The sequence below is a fragment of the Ruegeria marina genome (genome assembly GCF_900101475.1).
GTDB lineage: Bacteria > Pseudomonadota > Alphaproteobacteria > Rhodobacterales > Rhodobacteraceae > Ruegeria_B > Ruegeria_B marina.
Map to the genome: position 1 here is coordinate 136757 of NZ_FMZV01000002.1, position 19170 is coordinate 155926.

Below are 19170 nucleotides of genomic sequence, written 5' to 3' on the forward strand. Positions count from 1 at the left end.
TCAGTGGTCGCCCAGCGCTTCGTACCAATCCACCATCATGTCGGCCCAGCCTTCGGGCACCATGTGCCCGCCGGGGAACAGCGCGAATTCGATCACGCCGCCGGGATCGCAACTGGCCCAGAGCCGGCGGTGAAACGGACCGGTGACGGAAAAGCTGTCAGGCTTGTGGTCGACGCACCCGTTGGCGAGACGCCAGATTTCCAGCCCGGCAAGAATATCGCCCTGCTGGAAACGACCGCCACCGAGGATCCTGCCTTCGAGCGGTACGACAGGGTCGCTCCACCCATGCGTATGCAACAGCCGCACCGGCCCGTTGCAGGCTTCGGGGTCCGGGCGCCAGAAACCGCCCGATACCGGCACATATGCGGAATAGGCTTGGGACATGGCGCAGGCCAGGTAGTTCACCATGAAAGCCCCCGCCGAAAATCCGCCCAGCACCACCCGTTCGCGGTCGAGCCCGAAACGGGCAACCGCGTCTTCGGTCGCGGCACGCAGAAAGGCGGCCTCGTCTCGCCCTTCCCAGCCGGGAAAGAAGTTCCAGCTGCGTTTTCCGCTGCCGCCCGGCAGCATGTCGCCATCGGGGGCCAGCACCGCCCAGCCGCGCGCCAGCAGCGGCGCAACAAGTTGCTGGTTGCTGATCGGGCCTGCCCCTTCCCCGCCATGACCGTGCAGGAAAACCAGGACCGGAGGTCGTTCGGCCCGAGGCAGGACGATGTGATAGGTTCCTCCCTCTACCCTGCAAGGGCCGGGTTCACCCGCGCAGTCAGCTGAAACCACCGAAGCCGAGCCAACGAAAGCCAGCGCGGCCAATATGCTCCGGATCATGAGTTGCTCTCCGCATAAGCCGTCACGGGAAGTTTCGACCACACCCAGCCCGGCCCTGCGCGTGAGCCCAGCATGCCTTCGGGCACATCGATGACATTGCCGAAGCCCGCATCACTCAACCGGTTGGCCAGACGGGCAGAGCGCACGCCGCGTGCGCAGATCAGGGCGATCCGGCGGGTCCGGTCGCCCTCGGCCAGTTCGGTCAGGGCCTGAATGAAATCCGGGCGCCGCATGTCGAGAGGATACGCGCCCTCGCCAATCCCGGTTGCACGCCACTCTTCCGGACGCCGGATGTCGATCAGCAGAACCTCGCCCGCTGTCGCTTGAACATGGGCCTCGGATACGGTCAGCGCGCTGCCGGCAAAATCCTGGGGCGTCAGAAGATATTGCCTGACAGCAAAACCGACAGCCAGCGCGGCCAGCAGGCCAAGCCCAATCCGGCGCCAGACTCCCTGTGACATTTACCCTCCTGCACCGATGCTGTTGCTCCGCGCCTCCAGACAGGCTCTAGCACGTCTGGCCGAGCACCGCCTGCGCAGAACGGGCCGCTGTCGATCAACAATTCGTCAATCGGAAAGGCATGTTACATTCTGTCGCAACGAATCTCTGCCGTTTGCAACCTTGCAATACGGGAAGAGGACATAAATTATCGCTGCAAAGCGACATAAACAAAAAAAGACCAGCAGCGGAGAGTTCGACAGTGTCCCTATTCCTGATCGCCGCCCTGCCCTTTCTCGGGGCGATCTTTCCGGGTCTGCTGATCCGGGCAGGGCGCAATGCGTCTGCCTCGGCAGCGGGTCTGGCAAGTTTCCTGGCCTTCACAGGGCTGATGATCCACGCCCCCGCCGTGTTGCGTGGAGAGGTGGTGACCGCGCGGTTCGACTGGCTGCCCGGCCTCGGGTTGAACGCCAACTTCATGCTGGATGGTCTGGGGTTCCTGTTTGCGACGCTGATCCTGGGGATCGGCATGCTGATCATCCTCTATGCCCGGTTCTACCTGTCCCGGCAGGATCCGATGGGGCAGTTCTATACCTATCTCCTGCTGTTCCAGGGCGCGATGGTGGGCATCGTTCTTTCGGACAACATCCTGTTGTTGCTTGTATTCTGGGAACTGACCTCGCTCAGTTCCTTCCTGCTGATCGGGTATTGGAAACACCTTCCCGAAGGCCGCCAGGGTGCGCGCATGGCGCTGGCTGTGACCGGGTCGGGCGGGCTGGCGATGATCGCGGGCATGCTGATCCTGGGCCATATCGTGGGGTCCTATGACCTGAGCGTGATCCTCCAGAACAAGGAACTCATCCAGTCCTCGCCCTGGTACGTGCCGGCGCTGATACTGATCCTTCTGGGGTGCTTCACCAAATCGGCGCAGTTTCCCTTCCATTTCTGGCTGCCGCACGCGATGGCCGCGCCGACGCCTGTGTCGGCCTATCTGCATTCTGCAACCATGGTGAAGGCGGGGATTTTCCTGATGGCGCGGATGTGGCCGGTGCTGTCGGGCACGCCGGAATGGTTCTATATCGTTGCCACGACCGGGCTGGTCACCATGGTGGTGGGCGCGGTCATTGCGCTGTTCAAGGATGATCTCAAGGCGCTGCTGGCCTTTTCGACCGTCAGCCATCTGGGGCTGATCACGATGCTGCTGGGCTTTGGCACCAAGGTCGCGGCGGTCGCGGCGATGTTCCACATCGTCAACCACGCCACGTTCAAGGCGGCCCTGTTCATGAGCGCGGGCATCGTGGACCACGAAACCGGCACGCGCGACATCAAGCGGCTGGGCGGGTTGCGCCAGCTGATGCCCATCACCTTCGGGATTGCAACGATCGCGGCCCTTTCGATGGCGGGCATTCCACCGCTGAACGGGTTTCTCAGCAAGGAAATGATGCTGGAGGAAGCCTTTCACACCGCCTGGCTTGACAGTCATGTCGTGATACCCGCCCTGGCCGTATTTGCCGCGCTGTTCTCGGCGGCCTATTCCTTCCGCTACATTTCGCATGTGTTCCTGGGGTCCGAGCGGCAGGATTACCCGCATCACCCGCATGACCCAGGTCCCGGCCTGTGGCTGTCACCCGCAATTCTGGTCGTGCTGGTGGTGGTGATCGGGCTCAACTCCGCCACTGTGGCCGGCCCGCTGGTCAGCGCCTCGGCGCAGGCGGTCATCGGCGGTGAACTGCCCTATTTCAAGCTGAAGCTCTGGCATGGGTTCACCCCGGCGCTCTACATGTCGATCGTCGCGGTGCTGGGCGGCGCTGTACTGCTGGGGCTGCACAAGCATCTGGAGCGTTTCTGGAACGCTCTGCCGCGGCCCGAGGCCAAGGTCATCTTCGATGCGGTGATCGACGTCCTGACCAGCCTGTCTCGTTTCGTCACCGACGGGCTGCACAACGGCATCATCAGCCGCTATGCGGCGATCATGGTCACCTTTACCGTCGGGATCGGCTACTACGCCTATGCGACCGGAAGCATCGGAGTGGCGACCCGCGTGCCGCTTGACGCGCCGATCATCCCGATCATCGGATGGATCTGCCTTGTCGGCGCGACGCTTGCGATCATGTGGTTCCACCGCAACCGGTTGTTGTCGCTGGTGCTGATCGGCGTGGTCGGGCTGATCGTGTCGATGGCCTTCAACTATCTCTCGGCCCCGGATCTGGCGCTGACCCAGATCTCGGTCGAGGTGGTGACGATGATCCTGTTGCTCCTGTCGCTGAACTTCATGCCGACGGAAACGCCGGTCGACAGCACCAAGGCGCGCAAGCTTCGGGATGCCGCGATCTCGATCGTGGCCGGGATTGGCGCCGGCGGGCTGATCTATGCGCTGATGCTGCGCGATTTCGCCTTTCCCACGATCTCGGCCTATCATCTGGAGAATTCCTACAAGGGGGGAGGCGGCACCAACGTCGTCAACGTGATCCTGGTGGACTTCCGCGGCTTCGATACGTTCGGAGAGATCATCGTGCTGGGCATCGCCGCCCTTGTGATCTTTGCTCTGGCGGAGTCGGTTCTGTCGAGCAACGTCCGTGCCTATCTCCTGAACCGCAAGCCGCACTGGCCGCAGTCGGGCGATGCGCACCCGCTGATGATGGTGGTCGTGACGCGGGTGATGATGCCGATCGCGCTGATGGTCGGGGCCTATATCTTCTTCCGGGGCCACAACCAGCCTGGCGGCGGTTTCATCGCGGGCCTCGTTGTCGCCATCGCCTTCCTGATGCAGTACATGGCCAGCGGCTATACCTGGGCGATCGAGCGGCAGCGGTTCTATTACCATGCCACCATCGGCTGGGGCGTGCTGATCGCGGCAGCCACCGGTCTGGGTGCCTGGTTCAACGACATGCCCTTCCTGACCAGCGATTTCGGCTATCTGCACTGGCCGCCACTGGAAGAGTTCGAATGGGCCACCGCGATGCTGTTCGATACCGGCGTGTTCCTTGCCGTCCTTGGGGCGGTATTGCTGGCGCTCGACAGCCTGTCGCGCTTCGCCTGGCAACCCGGCATTCAGCAGGAATATCCGATGGACATCAACCCGCAGCGCGACACGCCCCCGGTTCCGGGGACCGGACCCGAGACAGTGGCCCGGGCAGGAAAGGAGACCTGATATGGAAGCGCTGCTTGCCTCTGCCGTGGGCGTCCTGACCGCCGCTGGCGTCTTTCTGATCCTCCGCCGTCGGACCTTCCCGGTCATTCTCGGCCTGTCGCTGCTGACATATGCGGTCAACGCCTTCCTCTTCGCCACGGGACGGCTGGCGCTGAACTCGCCGCCGGTGCTGAACAAATATGCCGAGGTCGCCTATACCGACCCGCTGCCGCAGGCACTGGTGCTGACCGCCATCGTGATTTCCTTCGGAATGACGGCGGTGATCGTGATGATCGCGCTCGGCGCCTATCTTTCGTCCAGGGACGACCGCATCGACATGAAGGCGCATGACAGCGTCGACGCAGCGCCGGGAGAGGACGCATGAACCACTGGATCATCGCCCCGATCGTTCTGCCGGCGCTGCTGGCGCCGTTCATTATCATGGTGCTGCGCTATCACCTTGAACTGCAACGCATCTTCTCGGTGGCGGGTACCGTCGGGCTGGTCGGAATCGCGCTGATCCTGACCGCACAGGCCGCAGGCGGCGAGATACAGGTCTATGAGCTGGGCAACTGGCCTGCGCCCTTCGGCATCGTGCTGGTACTCGACCGGCTGGCGGCACTCATGGTTCTGCTGACATCGCTTCTGGCGCTGGCGGTGGTGCTTTATGTTCTGGGTTCGGGCTGGGACAAGCGCGGGCGGCATTTCCACCCACTGTTCCAGTTCCAGCTGATGGGCGTATGCGGCGCCTTCCTGACCGGGGACGCCTTCAACCTCTTCGTCTTTTTCGAAGTGCTGCTGATCGCCTCTTATGGGCTGATGATCCACGGTGGCGGCCCGGTCCGGTTCAAGGCCGGGGTGCAATATGTCACCTACAACCTGCTTGGCTCGACCCTGTTCCTCTTCGCGCTCGGCACGCTCTATGCTGTCACCGGGACGCTGAACATGGCCGATCTGGCGGCGCGGGTGGCTGAGCTGCCCGCCGAGGACACCGCCCTGCTTCGGGTGGGCGCGGTGCTGCTGCTTTTGGTCTTCTGCATCAAGGCCGCGGTTCTGCCCCTGCACTTCTGGCTCCCCGCCAGTTATGCCAATGCGCCGCTGCCGGTGGCCGCGCTCTTTGCGATCATGACCAAGGTCGGCGCCTACTCGATCATTCGGATGTATACGCTGGCCTTTGGTCCCGACGTCGCGATAACCCGGGGGCTTGCGGGGGACTGGCTGCTGCCTGCCGCTCTGGTCACGCTTGCCATCGGCGCGGTCGGTATTCTCGGTTCCCGTCACATCGCACGGATGGTCGCCTTTTCCGCCATCGCCTCGATGGGCACGCTGCTGATCGCGGTGTCGCTGTTCACGCCACAGGCCACGGCCGCGGCGCTCTACTACGCCGTACATTCGACGCTGGCCGCCGGGCTCATGTTCCTTATTGCCGACCTGGTGATGGAGCGTCAGGGGGGACGTATTGCTGGAATGACACCGATGCCGCAAAGCGGGCTGATCGCCACGCTCTATTTCATCGGGGCCATCGCGCTGGCCGGCATGCCGCCGTTGTCGGGCTTTGTCGGCAAGCTTCTGGTGATGGACGCCGCGCGCGACGCGGGAGATTTCGCGGCGATCTGGGCGGTCATCCTGGTCAGTTCCTTGGTGACGATCATCGGCCTGGCCCGCGCCGGGTCGCTGATCTTCTGGCAAAGCCACGATGCCCGGCACAATACCGAGCCGGACCCGGAAAACGTGGACAAGGTCGAACATCAACCGTCGCCCGAACCTATGCCGGGCCTTGCCTTCTGCGCGGTCTTCGGCCTGGTCGCAGGGCTGGTCGGGCTGACCCTGTTTGCCGGACCGCTGATGGAATACACCGCCTCGATGGCTGAACAGCTCTATGCGCCGCAACACTATATCGACGCGGTTCTGGAGGGAGACAAGAAATGAAACTGTTGCGCAGGGTCTTTCCCCACCCGCACCTTACCCTTCTGCTCACCGTCGTCTGGGTGCTCCTGGCAAACGCGCCCTCGCTGAACTCGGTAGTGTTCGGGCTGATCCTCGGGATCGTGATCCCGTTCATCACACAGCCTTACTGGCCGGATCGGCCGGTCCTGCGCAACTGGCCGATGGTGGTTGAATACATATTCGTGGTCTTGTGGGATATCGTGTTGGCGAATGTCACGGTGGCGCGGATAATCCTGTTCAAACGCGATGCGGACAGGCAGCCCAACTGGGTCTGTATCCCGCTGGACTTGCGCAGCCCCGAAGCGATCACCGTGCTCGCCGGCACCATCACGATGACGCCCGGCACCGTAACTTGCGACCTGTCCGCAAAAGGCCACAACCTGCTGGTGCATTGCCTCGACGCCCCCGACCCGGACGCGGTGCGTGACGACATCAAGAACCGCTACGAGCGCCGTCTGAAGGAGATTTTCGAATGATCATGGACTACGCGATCTACTTCACCTTCGCCTGTTTCGGGGCGTCCGTCATGATGTGCCTTTGGCGGATCATCACCTCCGATGGGGTCGGCACTCGGGTGCTGGCGCTTGACACGATGGTGATCAACACCATTGCCCTCATGGTTCTCTACGGGCTGCTGCTGGGCACCGAGATATTCTTCGAAGCGGCCATGATCATCGCCATGTTGGGCTTTGTCTCGACCGTGGCCTATGCGCGGTTCATGCTGCGTGGCAACATCATCGAGTGAGGGCGCCATGACCGAGTTCTGGGAAATCGTCATCGCCTTCTTCCTGATCGTATCAGGCATCTTCGGCTTTGTCGGCTCGTTCGGCATGATCAAGCTCAAGGATCCGATGTCTCGCCTGCACGCGCCGACCAAGGCGACCACCCTGGGGGTGGGCGGCGTGCTGATCGCCTCGATCCTGCATGCTCTGGCGCTGGAACTCCGGCCGTCGCTGCACGAGTTGCTGATCACGCTGTTTCTGTTCCTCACGGCGCCGGTTACGGCCCTGTTCATTGCCAAATGGCACATACACCGCCATGAAACGCCGGACAGCCTGCCCCCGGCAGGCGAGGATGGCAAATGGGCGACCCATGCGGTAGAGCCGGAAAAAGACATACCCGACCACACGGCGACCTGAACAGATGCACACTCCCCCCCTGCCTCGCACCCGCGACCTTGTTCTGATCGGGGGCGGGCACACCCATGCGCTGGTGCTGCGCAAATGGGGGATGATGCCGCTGGCCGGGGTCCGGATGACGGTCATCAACCCCGGTCCGACAGCGCCCTATTCCGGCATGCTGCCCGGTTTCGTGGCGGGCCATTACGCGCGCAGCGATCTGGATATCGACCTTGTGCAACTGGCCAGGTTCGCCGGGGCGCGGTTCGTCCTGGGCGAAGTGCAGGGCATCGACCCCATACGCCGCGAGGTGCTGGTGCCGGGGCGCCCGCCGTTGGCCTTTGACATTGCCTCGGTCAATGTCGGCATCACCTCGGCCATGCCCGATTTGCCCGGATTTTCCGAACATGGCGTACCTGCCAAGCCGCTTGGAGCCTTTGCCGCGCGTTGGGCCGAGTATCTGGACGGCGAAGGCCCGGCGCAGGTGGCGGTGATCGGCGGCGGTGTGGCCGGGGCTGAACTGGTGATGGCGATGGCTCATGCCCTGCGCGCCCGCAACCGCACGGCCGAAGTGGCGCTGATCGACAATCTCCGGGTTCTGGGCGCCATGGGCGACAAGTCGGCCGCACGAGTGCGGCAAGCCATGGCAAACCTTGGCGTGACCCTGGTCGAGGGGACGGAGATCGCGCAGGTGCGAGCGGAGGGGGTCGAACTGGCCGATGGCCGGATGATCCCGGCCCGGTTCGTAACCGGCGCCGCTGGGGCACGTCCCTATCCGTGGATGGCCGACAGCGGCCTGGCCACCCATGACGGGTTCATCGCCGTCGATGCGTGTCTGCAAACCAGCGATCCGGCCATCTTCGCCGCTGGCGACTGCGCCCACCTGTTGGACAGCCCCCGGCCCAAGGCAGGCGTCTACGCCGTGCGCGAGGCGCCAGTGCTCTATGACAACCTGCGCGCCGCGCTCGGCGCGGGATCCCTGCGCCCCTATCGGCCACAGAAGGATTATCTGAAGCTGATCTCTCTGGGCGGCAAGGCGGCGCTGGCCGAGAAATGGGGCATGGTGTTCTCGGGCTCGATGATGTGGCGATGGAAGGATCGGATCGACACAAAATTCATGGACCGGTTCCGCGATCTGCCGCGCATGGGCCAGCCCGCATTGCCAGAGATCCATGCGCAGGGATTGGTCGAAGCCATGGGCGACAAGCCGCTCTGCGGCGGCTGCGGCGCCAAGGTCGGGCGGGCAGCGCTGCGCGCCGCGCTGGCGCCTCTGCCCGGAGCCTCGCGAGATGACGTGAAACCCCTGCCCGGCGACGATGCGGCGCTGCTGATCACCGGCGGCGTACGGCAGGTGATGACCTCGGACCATCTGCGCGGGCTGACCGAGGATCCGGTGCTGATGACCCGGATCGCGGCGCATCACGCGCTGGGCGATATCTGGGCGATGGGCGCCGCGCCGCAGGCCGCGACGGCGACGGTGATCCTGCCGCGCCTCTCGCCCGAATTGCAGCAACGCAGCCTGACCGAGATCATGGCCGCAGCGACGGAGGTGATGCGCGCCGCCGGGGCCGAGATCGTCGGCGGGCATTCGTCGGTCGGGGACGAACTGACAATCGGATTTACTCTGACCGGGCTGTGCACGCGCGATCCGATCACGCTGGCGGGCGGCCGGGCGGGCGACGCTCTGATCCTGACCAAGCCGCTGGGCAGCGGCGTGCTGATGGCTGCCGAAATGGCGGGACAGGCACCGGGCGCCGATGTGACCGCGGCCCTTGACTGGATGACGCAAGCGCAAGGCAAGGCCGCGCAGATCCTGTCGGGCGCGCATGCGATGACGGATGTGACAGGTTTCGGTCTTGCCGGGCATCTGCATGGTATCTGCGAGATGTCAGGCACAGGCGCCGAAATCGACCTCGAGGCGGTGCCGGTGATGCAGGGCGCATCGGAACTGTCGCAGGCGGGGGTACGCTCGTCGATCTTCGGTGAGAACCGGATGCTGGTGCCTGAACTGCCGGCAACCGGGAAGGCGGCGCTGCTCTTCGATCCGCAGACCTCGGGCGGGTTGCTGGCGGCGGTGGCGGCGCAGGACGCGACTGCGATCCTCGGGCAATTGCGGGAGGCCGGCTATCCGGCGGCCATCATCGGCCGGCTGACCGAAGCGCCGGGCCTGCGACTGGCGTCCTGAAAGGGGCGCTGCCCCACTTGGCCTGCCGCCAATTCACCCCGGAGTATTTGCAAAAAGATGAAGGGCCGATCAGCGGTCGGACATCACGAATTTTTCCAGAACCCCGACAACTTCTGAGGCGGCGTGGGCGATGCCTTCGGAGTCGAGCGAGGCAGCGGCGATCGTCGCCAACTGGCCGGGCGCATGCGCGCGGCGGGATTTCAGGTAGGCGGGATCATAATGCTGCTGCATCAGAGCGCGTGTGACGCCCGCCTTGTCACCGGCGGCGATCAGCTGCAACCAGCCGTCGACCACCTCGTGGCCGCGATGATAACGCAGCGGATCGAGCCGGGCGGACAGGGTATCGGCATCCGACAATATGTCGTCATAGGCCGCCGTCAGATAGGCGGTGCGCGCGTCGATCGGAGCCTCGATCTCAATTCGGGGCGCGGCGCAGAGCGCCGACCAGAGGCTCGGCGGCAGGATCCGCTCTCCGATCTTGGAGCTTTCCGCCTCGACCACCACCGGGCGGGCGGGATCGAGCGCGCAGAGCGCCGCCGCCAGCCGGGATTCGAAAGCCTTCTGGCTGGGCTGCCCTCCCGGACGGCCGCCCAGCAACGAGCCCCGGTGGTTGGCAAGCGCCTCGAGATCCAGCACTTGCACGTCATGGGCCGGCAAATGGCCCAGGATTTCCGTTTTTGCGGTGCCGGTGAACCCGTCGAGCGCCACCAGCCGGTGCGGCAGCGGGTCGTCATAGAGGTAGCGGTTCACCAGCCGGCGGTAGGTGCGATAGCCACCGGCGATCACCTCGGCGCGCCAGCCGATCTGTTGCAGCATCCAGGTGAAGGCGCCAGAGCGCTGGCCGCCGCGCCAGCAATAGACCAGCGGACGCCAGCCGCCATCGTGGTGGCTGAGGCTTTGTTCCACATGATTGGCGGCATTTCGGAACACCAGCGCCGCACCCAGCTTGCGCGCGAGAAACGGGCTCTGCTGCTTGTACATGGTGCCGACACGCGCGCGTTCGTCATTGTCCAGCACCGGCAGGTTGATCGCGCCGGGCAGATGATCCTCGGCAAATTCAGCCGGGCTGCGGACGTCGATCACGGTGTCGTAGCCGTGCGCGTAGAGCTGGGGAAGCGTGGTGAATTCGAGAGCCATATCCACCGTTTAACGCGCTTTGTACAAATCCGAAAGGTCAGGTCGAGATGGGCTCGATCAACTGCGGGCCGCTGGCGCGATTGGAATTGACCTCAACCCCAACCCTATGAAACTGCAAAATTTCTTCTGCCGCAGGCTGCATCAGCCGGGCCGCGCCATGTCCCGCCTCGCCCAGCCAGAGCGGCCAGTCGGCGGGTTCGAGAATCAGCGGCATGCGGTGGTGGATCTGCGCCATGTTCCGATTGGCGGCGGTAGTGACGATGGCGCAGGTGGGGCGGCGTTCCTCGCCTTCGCCCCAGTCCTGCCAGATGCCAGCGAAGGCGATGGGCGCGCCGTCGCGGCGATAGATGTACCAGGGAAGGCGTTTGCCATCCTCGTCCTTGGTCCATTCATAGAAACCGCTGGCCGGGATCAGGCAGCGGCGGTGGCGGCAGGCGTCGCGAAAGGCGGGTTTCTCGGCCAGGGTCTCGGCGCGGGCATTGATCAGCAGAGGGCCCGAATTGACCGTTTTGTACCAGTGCGGAAGGAAGGACCAGACGTTTTGTACAAGCTCCCGCGCGCCCTGGGCCGCGCGGATGACATGCACCTGGTTGGTTGGGCAGACGTTGTAATTGGGAACCGGAGGCAGGTCGTTGGCGGGGCGCGCCTGGAACAGGCGCGCCATCGCGTCGGTGGGCAGAGTGATAGCAAAACGTCCGCACATGAACGCCAGATTACGAGGCCGCCTGCACCTTGGCCAGCGTCGCCTGAACGATGCCTTCGGCGGATTGCCAGGCAGGCAGCGCCTCGACCGCGGCGATCCAGCGCTGGATATTGGAGAAGCCGTCCAGCGGATAGTGGCACTGCGCGCGCAGGCTGAGGATGCAGGCAACCGAGATGTCGGCCAGCGTCACCCCGTCGCCCACCAGCCAGTTGCGCCCGGCCAGATGGGTGTCGAGCACGGTCCCGAATTTGGCGGCCTGCGTGGTGGCGGTGTCGAGATCGGCATCCATCTGGCCAAAGATATGGCGGCTGATGAAGGGCGAGAGCGCGGGTGTCCAATGGGCGGTCTCCCAATATTGCCAGCGCAGGATGTCATAGCGGTTGTCGGATTTCGGCCAAAGTGCGGTGTCGGTCTCGGCGCAGAGCCGCGCCATGATTGCGTTCGACTCCCAGAGCGTACTGCCGTCAGCATATTCAAGCACTGGCACCTTGGCATTGGGATTGAGGGCAACAAAGCCGGGGGCGTACTGCTCGCCGGTGGCGAGGTTGACCATTTCAAGCGGCAGGTCCAGGCCCAGATGGGAATTGACCACAAGCACTTTGCGAGAGTTCGGAGACGGGGGAAAGACATGCAGTTTCATGAAGCACCTATTATTTAACTCTTTTGTTAAATAACCTATTGCCCCGCCCTACGTCAACCCGCTTGTCCCCCAGGCGCGGCCATTGCGGCCCCGCGTCTTCCACCGTAAACCTGTGCCCATCCCGCATCAGAGGCAGGTTTCGATGCAGAACGACTTCACTCAGGCGCTGCGCGCCGTTCAGGGCGGCGATTTCCGCAGCGCGCAGCGGCTGGCCCGCAAGGGGCTAAAGGCTGACAAGGCGCATCCCGGCTGGATGAACATCGCCGGGATCGCCGAATGCGGCATGGGGCGGCCCAAGGCGGGGCTGCCGCATTTCCAGCTGGCGCTGAAACTGGCCCCCGATTTCCACGATGCGCGGCGCAACCTGGCGCAGACCCTGCTGCTGCTCGGACGGGCAGAGGAGGCGGCGGGGCAGCTTCACCGGCTGACCGACGCGAACGCGCAGGACGACGGCGCCTGGGCGCTGCTGGCACAGGCCGAGATGGCGCGGGGCGAAGGCGCGGCAGCGATGGCGGCCGCCGGACAGCTGATCGCGCTGCATCCAGGCCAGGCGCGCGGCTATCTGCTCAGGGCGCGGCTCTTGGGGCAGATGGGCGACGAGGCGGCGGCGCTGGCCGATCTGGAACGGGCGGCAGAGCTGGAACCGGGCAATGTCGAGGCGCAGATCGCGCTTTCGCTACCGCTGGCGCGGGCCGACCGGCCCGATGCGGCGCGCGCGGCGGCGGAGCGGGCGGTGGAACTGGCCCCGGGCCATGTTCCGGCGCGGCTGGCGCTGGCGATGCGGCTGGTGGAACAGGGACAGACCGAGGCGGCAAAGGAACAGTACCGGGCGGTGCTGAAAATCGCGCCGGGACAGCCCGAGGCACTGGAGCAACTGGCGCAGATCAACTCGGGCGCGGAAAACGCGATGCTGGCCCCGCAGGTGCTGGCGGCGCTGAAGAGCGCCGACGACAATGGACCGGCCAAGGGGCAGTTGCATTTTGCGCTAGCCCGGATTGCCGGGCAAGAAGGCGACGAGGACGGGTTTGCCAAACACCTGACCCGCGCCAATGCGGCGATGGCGCGGCTCATGCCCTATGACTCCGGGGCCGACACGCGGCTGAGCGAGGCGCTGATGGCGCGGTTTGGGCCCGGCGCGGAAGGCGACGGGCCGGGCGACGGTGTGGCGCCGGTCTATGTGCTGGGCCTGCCGCGCTCGGGTACCTCGCTGACCGAGGCGATGCTCGGCGCGCATCCTGCGGTGCACCCCTTGGGCGAGAGGATCGCGCCGGGGCGCCTGCTGGCGCCGCTGATCGACGGCGGGCTGCCGTTTGATGCCGGAGCCCGGGCGGCGTTCCGGCAGGGCGAGGCCGAGAGCCTGCCCGCCCTGCCCGACGGCACCCGGTTCTATACCGACAAGATGCCCGAGAATTACCGGCTGGCGGGGTTCCTCTTGGCGGCGCGGGCGGATGCGCGGGTGATCCACCTGCGGCGCGACCCGCGCGATGTGGCGCTGTCGCTGTGGCAGGCGCATCTGGCGGGGTCGGCGCTGAACTATGCCTATGATTTGCGGGCCATGGCGCATCGGTTCAACCTTTACGCCCGGATGATGACGCATTGGCATGCGGCGTTTCCGGGTCGGATCCTGGATCTGGCATATGAGGATCTGGTGGCCGATGTGGAGGGCGCCAGCCGCCGGCTGGCGGCGCATCTGGGGCTGGACTGGGTGCCCGAGATGGCGCGGCCCGATCAGGCGGCGGGGCAGGTGCTGACGCTGAGCGCCAGCCAGTTGCGCCAGCCGGTGCATGCGCGCTCGGTCGGGAAATGGCGCCAGCACGAGGCCATGCTGGCGCCGTTCATTGCGGGGCTCGATCCCCGGCTCTGGCCCGGGCTGGGCTGAGCCGGGGGCTGCCGGTCACTTCCTGACGATGCGCCCGTCGAGATAGGGCTGATAGGGCGCGTTGGCGGCGAGGTACTCGGCGGTCACGTCGGCGAGGTCGGGACCATAGTCATAGGCGTTCTTGTCGTCGCCCGAGAACATCGCGTAGCCGTCGCCACCGTTGCGGACATAGTTGTTGGTCACCACAAGGTAAGTTCCTTCCGGGTCGATCGGCACGAAACCGTCCTCGCTGGCGACCATGACCTCGACGATGCGGCTGCCGGGGGCTTGGGTGCTGTCCCAGGTGTAGGTCAGGCCCGAGACCTGCGGGAAGCGGCCCGCCCCGTCCTCGACCTGGCTGACGCCGTTTTCCAGCGCCTCGACGATCAGGGCGCCGGTGGCCTCGAAGGTCGAGAGCGTGTTCTGGAAGGGCAGCACGGTCAGCACCTCGCCCATGGTCACGTCGCCCGCGTCGATCGAGGCGCGCAGCCCGCCCGAATTGGCGATGGCGATGGTGACGCCCTGATCGGCAACGCGGTCGAGCATGGCATCGGCCACGAGGTTGCCCATCTGGCATTCCTGTACCCGGCAGACATCGCGATTGCCCTCGATGGCTTCGGCAGCACTGGCCACGACCTTGTTGCGGATCTCCTCCAGCGGAACTGCCAATTCCTGGATGCGGGCGACGGTGGCGGCGTCCTCGGACACGGCGGCATCCATGATCAGCGGCTCGCCCACCGCCTCGGTCACGTTTCCGGCGTCGTCAAAGGTGACGTTCAGTTCGCCCAGAAACTTGCCATAGGCATAGGCCTGCACGATCTGCACGCCGTTGACCACGGTCGGATAGGGGCCGGCGGCGTTGTCGGCGCTGTTCGACAGGTAGGTGTTGGAATGGCCGCCGACGATCACGTCGACACCGGTGGTCTCGGCTGCAATGTGCTGGTCGGTGCCATAGCCCGAGTGGCTGAGCACGATGATCTTGTTCACCCCTTCGGCGGTCAGACGGTCGACCTCGGCCTGTACCGCCGGCACCGGGTCGGAGAAGGTGACGTTGGGGCCGGGGCTGGCAAGTTCATGCGTATCCTCGGGCGTCAGACCGATGAGGCCGATTTTCTCTCCGCCCTTCTCGATCACCGTCGATTTCAACAGCTTGGTGGCCAACAGTTCCTCGGCGCTGAAATCGGCGTTCGACATCAACACGGGAAAGTTCACCGCGTCCATGAAGCCGCGCAGCACCTCGGGGCCGTCGTCGAATTCGTGGTTGCCGACGGTCATGGCGTCATAGCCAAGCTTGTTCATGAACTCGGCCGCGGCCTTGCCCTTGTAATAGGTGTAGAACAGCGTGCCCTGGAACTGGTCGCCGCCATCCACCAGAATCGAGTTTCCCGCGCGGGCGCGGGCGGCCTCGACCGCAGTCACCAGGCGGGCGGTGCCGCCGAAGCATTTGCCCTCGGTATTGTCCTCGGGCTTGCAGCCGCTGTCGTATTTGCTGATCGGTTCGAACCGGGCGTGGAAATCGTTGGTGTGCAGAATGGTCAGCTTGTATTCGGCGGCGGCCATGCCGGCCATCAGGCCCAGCGCCGCGACCGAAGTCAGAAAACGGGTGATCATCGAATTGCTCCCTGTTGTTATTGCCGCAGATGGTGCGCCCAGTCGTGGCACGAGTCAAAGCTCTCGTAAGGGAAATGACGCTTGATTCCGACGGTTGCCCGAGGCATCACCGGCGCATGCTGATCTACAAGATTTTCCGGGCCGACGAATGGGCGGCACTAGAGCGTGACGGGCAGAGCGCCGGGGCGCCGGTGGACCTGGCCGACGGGTTCGTGCATTTCTCGACCGCCGCGCAGGCGGCCGAAACGGCGGCCAAGCATTTCGCCGGAGCCGAGGGGCTGGTCCTGCTGGCCTGCGAGGCGGACACCATGGGCGCGGCGCTGAAATGGGAAGTGTCGCGTGGCGGCGCATTGTTCCCGCATTTGTACCGTGAATTGCGGCTGTCAGATGTGGTCTGGTCCCGTCCGCTGCCGCTGGAGGGCGGCGCGCATCAATTCCCGCAGGAGATGACATGACCGGTTACATCGACCCCGACCGCGCCCAGTTCGAGGCGTTCAAGGCGCTGGAGCGCGACCACCCGATCGAGATGCTGAACCTGGTGAAATTTCGCGAGCGCGCCGCCTACCCGCAAGGGCACGCGCTGGCTGGTACCGGGCTGAGCGGGGCGGAGGCCTATCGCAACTACGGCCGCGAAACCGCGCCGGTCATCGCGCGGCTGGGCGCAGCCATCGTCTGGCGCGGCACGTTCCAGACCGTGTTGATCGGGCCGGAGGGCGAGGTCTGGGACGAGATGTTCATCGCCCGCTATCCCAACGCGCATGCGTTCCTGGAAATGGTGACTGACCCCGCCTACCGGCAGGCGGTGATCCACCGGCAGGCGGCGGTCGAGACCTCGCGCCTGATCCGGACCAAACCGGCCGCGGGAGGCACGAGCTTCGGATGAAGGTGATCGAGAAACTGGGGCTCGGCGCCCTGCACCGGCTGGACCCGGAAACCGCGCACGGGCTGTCGATCAAGGCGCTGAAGGCGGGGCTGGTGCCCCTGCCCGGCCCGATCACATCCCCCCGGCTGTGGACGCAGGTGGCGGGGCTGGACCTGCCCAACCCGGTGGGGCTGGCCGCCGGGTTCGACAAGAATGCCGAGGCGCTGGCGCCGCTGGCGCGCTCGGGCTTCGGCTTCATCGAGGTTGGGGCCGCCACGCCGCGACCGCAGCCCGGCAACCCGCGCCCGCGCCTGTTCCGGCTGACCGAGGATCGTGCCGCGATCAACCGCTTCGGCTTCAACAACGAAGGCATGGAGGCGATTGCCGCGCGGCTGGCCAAGCGGCCGCGTGATGCCGTGATCGGCCTCAATCTGGGGGCCAACAAGGACAGCACCGACCGGCCGGGCGATTTTGCCCGCGTGCTGGAACATTGCGCGGCGCATCTGGATTTCGCGACGGTGAATGTCAGCTCGCCCAACACCGAGAAGCTGCGCGATCTTCAGGGCCGCGCGGCGCTGACGGCGCTGCTCTCTGGCGTGATCGAGACGCGTGATGCGCTGGACCGCCCGATTCCGGTGTTCCTGAAGATCGCGCCGGACCTGAACGAGGCCGAGATCGGGGATATCGCCGCCGTGGCGCGCGACACCGGCATCGACGCCGTGATCGCCACCAATACCACCCTGTCGCGCGAGGGACTGAGGAGCGCCCACAAGGGCGAGACGGGCGGATTGTCAGGCGCGCCCCTGTTCGAGAAGTCGACCCGCGTTCTGGCGCGCTTGTCGGTATTGATGCAGGGCGAGATTCCGCTGATCGGGGTCGGCGGTGTCAGTAGCGCCGAAGACGCCTATGCCAAGATCCGCGCCGGCGCCTCGGCGGTGCAATTCTATACCGCGATGGTCTATGGCGGGCTGTCACTGGCGGGTGAGATCGCGCGGGGGCTGGACGCGCTCCTGGCGCGGGACGGATTCGCCTCGGTCGCCGAGGCGGTGGGAACCGGGAGAGAGGATTGGCTGTGATCGAATACTGGCACAATCCGCGCTGCTCGAAGTCGCGGCAGGGTCTGGCGTTGCTTGAAGAGCGCGGTGCCGAGATCGAGGTGCGGCGCTATCTGGAGGAGGCGCCGAGCCTTGCAGAATTGGGCGCGGCACAGGCGGCACTGGGGGTTTCGGCCGCAGCTATGATGCGCACAGGCGAGGCGCGGTTCAAGGAACTGGGCCTCAGCAAGAGCGACCCCGACGCGGTGCTGCTGGCCGCCATGGCGGAAAACCCGGTGCTGATCGAACGCCCACTGGCGATCAAGGGAGAACGGGCGGTGATCGGGCGGCCACCCGAGGATCTGCTCAGCCTGCTGGACTGATGACCGCCGCGCGTTCAAGCGCAGGATAGCGCAGGCCCAGCGTGATGCCGCGCGCGATGAAGGAGATCGTCAGCGCCATCCACAGGCCGTGATTGCCGAAGGGGCCGATCAGCAGCCAGACGGCCGCAAAGTAGATCGCCGCCGACACCGCCATCATGTTGCGCATGTCCCCCGAGCGGGTGGCGCCGATGAAGATGCCGTCGAACATCACCAGCGCCAGGATCAACAGCGGCGCCGCCACCATCCACGGCAGGTAGCCGCGCGCCGCCGCCTGCACCGCCGGATCCTTGGTCATCACCTCGATCAGCCATGGCCCCAGCGTCCAGAAGACGCCCGCCATAAGAACGGCCAGCACGAACCCCCAGAGGCTGGTCATCCAGGCCGCACGCCTGAGCCGGGCCACCGCGCCCGCTCCAAAAGCCTGACCCACCAGCGATTCGGCGGCAAAGGCAAAGCCGTCGAGCGCATAGCCGGTGATATGCACGAATTGCAGCAGCACCTGGTTGGCGGCCAGCTTCACGTCGCCGAACCGGCCGCCGAGCAACAGGAAGCTGACAAAGATCGCCTGGAGCAGCATCGAACGGATCAGGATGTCGGTATTGACCACCGCCATGCGGCGCAGGCGGGCGGCCTCGAACACCCGCGCCCAATCGCGCCAGCGCGGGTTTCGGAAAGCGTCGCGGCAGAGCCAAAGGCCAAAGGCGAGCCCGGTCCATTCAGCCAGGAAGGTGGCAAACGCGACCCCGTTGACGCCCCAGCCAAGCCCCAGGACGAACCAAACGTCCAGCCCGATGTTCAGCCCGTTCATCCACAATTGCAGCACCAGCACCGCACGCGTCCGCTCCAGGGCGATCAGCCAGCCGGTGATACCGTAGATGGCGATGGCGGCGGGGGCCGACCAGATGCGGATCGACATGTAGCCGCGCGCCAGCGTTTCGACCTCGGCACTGGCCGGGCTGATCGCCATCGCGCCCCAGTAGATCGGTAGTTGCAACAGAATGAGCGCGACGCCGCCCGCCACGCCGATCATCAGCGAGCGGGTCAGCAGTGCCGCGACCTCCCCCTCGTGCCCTGCCCCGTGCGCCTGCGCGGTGAGCCCGGCAGTGCCCATGCGCAGAAAGCCGAAGATCCAGTAAATCGCCGACAGGATGATCGCGCCGACGCCCACGGCGGCGATGGGCGCGGCCTGGGGGATCTGACCCACAACAGCGGTATCCACCGCGCCGAGAATCGGTACGGTCATGTTGGCCAGCATGATCGGCACGGCGATCTTCAGCACCCGCGCATGGGTGATCGGGG

Annotated in this window: 19 protein-coding genes; 12 read left to right on the forward strand and 7 right to left on the reverse strand. The window is 65.4% G+C overall.

Annotation, left to right across the window (positions count from 1 at the left end):
* Positions 1-825 carry a CE1 family esterase gene (locus BLT75_RS03035; protein ID WP_093027611.1) on the reverse strand — a complete coding sequence of 275 codons (825 nt, stop codon included), beginning with the start codon at positions 823-825 and terminating at the stop codon, positions 1-3.
* A complete protein-coding gene (locus tag BLT75_RS03040; RefSeq protein WP_093027613.1) occupies positions 822-1286 on the reverse strand; it encodes a rhodanese-like domain-containing protein in 465 nt (154 codons plus the stop codon). Before BLT75_RS03040 ends, BLT75_RS03035 begins: the two co-directional genes overlap by 4 nt.
* Before the next feature lie 239 nt (positions 1287-1525).
* Between BLT75_RS03040 and BLT75_RS03045 the strand changes: the two genes are divergently transcribed.
* From BLT75_RS03045 to selD, 7 genes are read left to right on the forward strand one after another with little or no spacing between them, the layout of a single operon-like run.
* Positions 1526-4414, forward strand: coding sequence for a monovalent cation/H+ antiporter subunit A (locus tag BLT75_RS03045; RefSeq protein WP_093027615.1), 2889 nt, complete (start codon positions 1526-1528; stop codon positions 4412-4414).
* A 1-nt stretch (position 4415) separates the two neighbouring features.
* On the forward strand, positions 4416-4778 hold the full coding sequence (locus BLT75_RS03050) for a Na+/H+ antiporter subunit C (protein ID WP_093027617.1): 363 nt from the start codon (positions 4416-4418) through the stop codon (positions 4776-4778).
* Entirely contained in the window at positions 4775-6322 is a 1548-nt protein-coding gene (locus BLT75_RS03055; protein ID WP_093027619.1) for a monovalent cation/H+ antiporter subunit D, read from the forward strand. Before BLT75_RS03050 ends, BLT75_RS03055 begins: the two co-directional genes overlap by 4 nt.
* Positions 6319-6816: a Na+/H+ antiporter subunit E gene (locus BLT75_RS03060; protein WP_093027621.1), complete on the forward strand. Its 498-nt coding sequence runs from the start codon at positions 6319-6321 to the stop codon at positions 6814-6816. Before BLT75_RS03055 ends, BLT75_RS03060 begins: the two co-directional genes overlap by 4 nt.
* The gene (locus BLT75_RS03065; protein WP_425441111.1) at positions 6813-7085 is read left to right on the forward strand and encodes a K+/H+ antiporter subunit F; all 273 of its coding nucleotides are present in this window, start codon (positions 6813-6815) and stop codon (positions 7083-7085) included. The genes BLT75_RS03060 and BLT75_RS03065 overlap by 4 nt, the downstream gene beginning before the upstream one ends.
* Before the next feature lie 7 nt (positions 7086-7092).
* Positions 7093-7479 carry a Na+/H+ antiporter subunit G gene (locus tag BLT75_RS03070; protein ID WP_093027623.1) on the forward strand — a complete coding sequence of 129 codons (387 nt, stop codon included), beginning with the start codon at positions 7093-7095 and terminating at the stop codon, positions 7477-7479.
* Positions 7480-7483: 4 nt separating this feature from the next.
* The gene (selD, locus tag BLT75_RS03075) at positions 7484-9643 is read left to right on the forward strand and encodes a selenide, water dikinase SelD (RefSeq protein WP_093027625.1); all 2160 of its coding nucleotides are present in this window, start codon (positions 7484-7486) and stop codon (positions 9641-9643) included.
* Positions 9644-9712: 69 nt separating this feature from the next.
* Here the strand turns inward: selD and mnmH are convergent, their stop codons facing one another.
* From mnmH to BLT75_RS03090, 3 genes are read right to left on the reverse strand one after another with little or no spacing between them, the layout of a single operon-like run.
* Positions 9713-10780, reverse strand: a complete 1068-nt coding sequence (mnmH, locus tag BLT75_RS03080; protein ID WP_093027627.1) for a tRNA 2-selenouridine(34) synthase MnmH — start codon at positions 10778-10780, stop codon at positions 9713-9715.
* Between the two features lie 37 nt (positions 10781-10817).
* Positions 10818-11483, reverse strand: coding sequence for an SOS response-associated peptidase (locus tag BLT75_RS03085; RefSeq protein WP_093027629.1), 666 nt, complete (start codon positions 11481-11483; stop codon positions 10818-10820).
* A gap of 10 nt (positions 11484-11493) precedes the next feature.
* Positions 11494-12123 (reverse strand): glutathione S-transferase family protein, encoded by a 630-nt coding sequence (locus tag BLT75_RS03090; RefSeq protein ID WP_093027631.1) that lies wholly within the window; start codon positions 12121-12123, stop codon positions 11494-11496.
* 142 nt (positions 12124-12265) lie between these two features.
* On the opposite strand from BLT75_RS03090, the gene BLT75_RS03095 reads away from it, so the two are divergent.
* Positions 12266-14002 (forward strand): tetratricopeptide repeat-containing sulfotransferase family protein, encoded by a 1737-nt coding sequence (locus BLT75_RS03095; RefSeq protein ID WP_093027633.1) that lies wholly within the window; start codon positions 12266-12268, stop codon positions 14000-14002.
* Between the two features lie 15 nt (positions 14003-14017).
* On the opposite strand, the gene BLT75_RS03100 is transcribed toward BLT75_RS03095, so the two are convergent.
* Positions 14018-15592: a bifunctional metallophosphatase/5'-nucleotidase gene (locus BLT75_RS03100; RefSeq protein ID WP_093027635.1), complete on the reverse strand. Its 1575-nt coding sequence runs from the start codon at positions 15590-15592 to the stop codon at positions 14018-14020.
* A gap of 116 nt (positions 15593-15708) precedes the next feature.
* On the opposite strand from BLT75_RS03100, the gene BLT75_RS03105 reads away from it, so the two are divergent.
* Genes BLT75_RS03105 through arsC form a run of 4 tightly spaced genes read left to right on the forward strand, consistent with a single transcriptional unit; the run spans position 15709 to position 17871 of the window.
* A complete protein-coding gene (locus BLT75_RS03105; protein ID WP_093027637.1) occupies positions 15709-16047 on the forward strand; it encodes a DUF952 domain-containing protein in 339 nt (112 codons plus the stop codon).
* Positions 16044-16475: a DUF1330 domain-containing protein gene (locus BLT75_RS03110; RefSeq protein ID WP_093027639.1), complete on the forward strand. Its 432-nt coding sequence runs from the start codon at positions 16044-16046 to the stop codon at positions 16473-16475. The genes BLT75_RS03105 and BLT75_RS03110 overlap by 4 nt, the downstream gene beginning before the upstream one ends.
* The gene (locus BLT75_RS03115) at positions 16472-17530 is read left to right on the forward strand and encodes a quinone-dependent dihydroorotate dehydrogenase (RefSeq protein WP_093027641.1); all 1059 of its coding nucleotides are present in this window, start codon (positions 16472-16474) and stop codon (positions 17528-17530) included. Before BLT75_RS03110 ends, BLT75_RS03115 begins: the two co-directional genes overlap by 4 nt.
* A complete protein-coding gene (gene arsC / locus BLT75_RS03120) occupies positions 17527-17871 on the forward strand; it encodes an arsenate reductase (glutaredoxin) (protein WP_093027643.1) in 345 nt (114 codons plus the stop codon). The genes BLT75_RS03115 and arsC overlap by 4 nt, the downstream gene beginning before the upstream one ends.
* On the opposite strand, the gene BLT75_RS03125 is transcribed toward arsC, so the two are convergent.
* Positions 17855-19126: an MATE family efflux transporter gene (locus BLT75_RS03125; protein ID WP_425441113.1), complete on the reverse strand. Its 1272-nt coding sequence runs from the start codon at positions 19124-19126 to the stop codon at positions 17855-17857. The two genes, arsC and BLT75_RS03125, sit on opposite strands and share 17 nt — an antisense overlap.
* Positions 19127-19170: the final 44 nt, after the last annotated feature.